General features: G+C 59.9%; 2 protein-coding genes and 3 tRNA genes (1 of these 5 running past the window's edge). 4 read left to right on the forward strand and 1 reads right to left on the reverse strand.

Annotated features, from left to right (window positions below; genetic code table 11):
- Positions 1 to 492: ACT domain-containing protein (locus tag ACE04A_RS12495; RefSeq protein WP_485807858.1), on the forward strand; the 492-nt coding region annotated here is incomplete at its 5' end.
- 89 nt (positions 493 to 581) lie between these two features.
- Positions 582 to 674 (forward strand) — tRNA-Ser (locus ACE04A_RS12500).
- A gap of 107 nt (positions 675 to 781) precedes the next feature.
- On the opposite strand, the gene mnmH is transcribed toward ACE04A_RS12500, so the two are convergent.
- A complete protein-coding gene (gene mnmH / locus ACE04A_RS12505) occupies positions 782 to 1,855 on the reverse strand; it encodes a tRNA 2-selenouridine(34) synthase MnmH (protein WP_448718117.1) in 1,074 nt (357 codons plus the stop codon).
- A gap of 107 nt (positions 1,856 to 1,962) precedes the next feature.
- Between mnmH and ACE04A_RS12510 the strand changes: the two genes are divergently transcribed.
- Both ACE04A_RS12510 and ACE04A_RS12515 read left to right on the forward strand, forming a co-directional pair.
- Positions 1,963 to 2,039 (forward strand) — tRNA-Arg (locus ACE04A_RS12510).
- A gap of 238 nt (positions 2,040 to 2,277) precedes the next feature.
- Positions 2,278 to 2,321 (forward strand) — tRNA-OTHER (locus tag ACE04A_RS12515) (it continues 63 nt past the right edge of the window).

Raw genomic sequence — 2,321 nt, forward strand, 5'->3', positions numbered from 1 at the left:
GCCGCCGTAGTCTCCGGCATCGCCTTCAGCCGCGACGAAGCCAAAATCACCTTGCTGGCGGTGCCCGACAAACCGGGTATCGCTTTCTCCATCCTGGGTCCGGTCGCCGCCGCGAATATCGACGTCGACATGATCGTGCAGAACCAGTCCGTGGCCGGCACCACCGACTTCTCGTTCACCGTGAACCGCAACGAATTCGCGCGTGCCGTCGACCTGCTCAAGCGCGAAGTCATCCCCGCCGTGGGCGCGCGTGAGCTGTCCACCGACGAGAAGGTTGCCAAGGTCTCGATCGTGGGCATCGGCATGCGTTCGCACGTGGGCGTGGCCAGCTTGATGTTCCAGACGCTTTCGCAAGAAGGCATCAACATCCAGATGATCAGCACCAGCGAAATCAAGACGTCGGTCATCATCGACGACAAGTACATGGAATTGGGCGTGCGCGCGCTGCACAAGGCGTTCGGCCTGGACCAGGCGCCGGGCGCCAAGGAATAAAGGCAGCGAGTCCGGCACGTTTTTTTGCATGATGACCCCGTTTGCGGGCAACGGCCAAAAAATTCGTGCTAGAATCTCGTTCTCTTTTCGGAGACGTGCCCGAGAGGCTGAAGGGGCTCCCCTGCTAAGGGAGTATGTGGCTAAAAACTGCATCGTGGGTTCGAATCCCACCGTCTCCGCCAGATAAGCTTCGGCGCTGGCTTAAGTACAGCGTTGAAGATAAAAACCCCGCAATCGCGTAAGTGATTGCGGGGTTTTTTCATGTCGGCTTTATCTGCATCGCTTTCATCTACACCGCTTTTATCTGCATCGCTTCCGCCTGCATCTCCGCCAGCAACGCGCGCGCCTGTTCCACCACATCCGCATCGTTCGGCCTGAACCTCATCTGCATGGCTTGCGGCAGTTGCGTGTAGTGCGCGTGGCCGCTGCGGGCATACGCCGGGTCGTAATGGCGGTTGATCAGGTCGCTTGCCAGCTCCAGGCGGCGGCCTTCGTCCACCATCTGTAGCCAGCCCTTGATGACGTCGCGGCTGTGCAGGCCAAGCAGGCGTTGCAACTGTTCCTTGAGCCAATCGGCGTTGTCGAATAATTGCGCGTAGTCCTGCTGTAAAAACGCCGCGCGGTCTTCGGGGGTGCAGACCACTTCAATGCACGCGCCTTGATGCATGGCTTGCAGCAGCGCGGGTGGCAACGCTACGGCGCCGATCTTGCGGCTTTCGGCTTCAACGAACACGGGGCGCGTGGTGTCCAAGGCACGCAGGCGCGCGGCTAGCAAGGTGTCGAAACGCTTTTGTGAGGGTTGTGCAACGCCCGGCACGGCGCCCAGCAGCGAGCCGCGATGGGATGCCAGGTGCTCAAGGTCCAGCGTCTGTGCGCCAGCCGATTCAAGCGCGTGCAGCAGGCGCGTCTTGCCGCTGCCCGTGGGGCCCACAAGCACCACGCAGCGCAGCGTGGTGGGCAGGGTGTCCAGGGCAAGCAGCGTGGCGCCACGGTAGCGTTTGTAGCCACCGTTCAATTGCCTGGCGCGCCAACCGATCATGTTGAACATCACCGTCATCGAGCCCGAGCGCTTGCCGCCGCGCCAGCAGTACACCAGCGGACGCCAACCCTGCGGCCGATCGACGAAGGTGGTTTCCAGGTGCCGTGCGATGTTGCGCGCAACGATCGCGGCGCCAATGCGCGAGGCTTCGAAGGGCGAGACCTGGGTGTACAACGTGCCGACCCGCACGCGCTCTTCGTCGTTCAGCACCGGTGCGTTGATGGCGCCGGGGATGTGGTCGATGGCGTACTCAAGCGGTGAACGCACGTCGATGATTTCGTCGAAGTCGTTTAGCTGTTCCAGATCAGCGAGCAGGTGTTTCACGTTCAAGGCCGTTGTGTTGAGCGGCCATTAGAGTAGTGCTTTTCTGACCGCACCCAAACTTGCACGCCGCAAAAATTCACGTTATTATTCAAGGCTTGCTTGAACGCGCGCCCGTAGCTCAGCTGGATAGAGTACCTGGCTACGAACCAGGGGGTCGTAGGTTCGAATCCTGCCGGGCGCACCAGATTTCAGGTCACACTGAAATCACCGTCAAAGAAAATAGAAAGGCCTTTGATCATTGATCGAAGGCCTTTTTGTTTTGTGCGGCGTGGAATGCATGGAAGCGATGCGGGAGTGATGCAGGGGGCGGGTGGTGTACATGCAGTGGTGTACGGCGTAGTGCGCGACGGTAGTGCACATCGAATTTCCCCCTCGATTTGCACGACCCTATTTTTTCATGTTATAAACACGCCTCTTTCGGGGCGCCCGTAGCTCAGCTGGATAGAGTACCTGGCTACGAACCAGG

This window comes from Achromobacter colocynthidis (assembly GCF_057334535.1).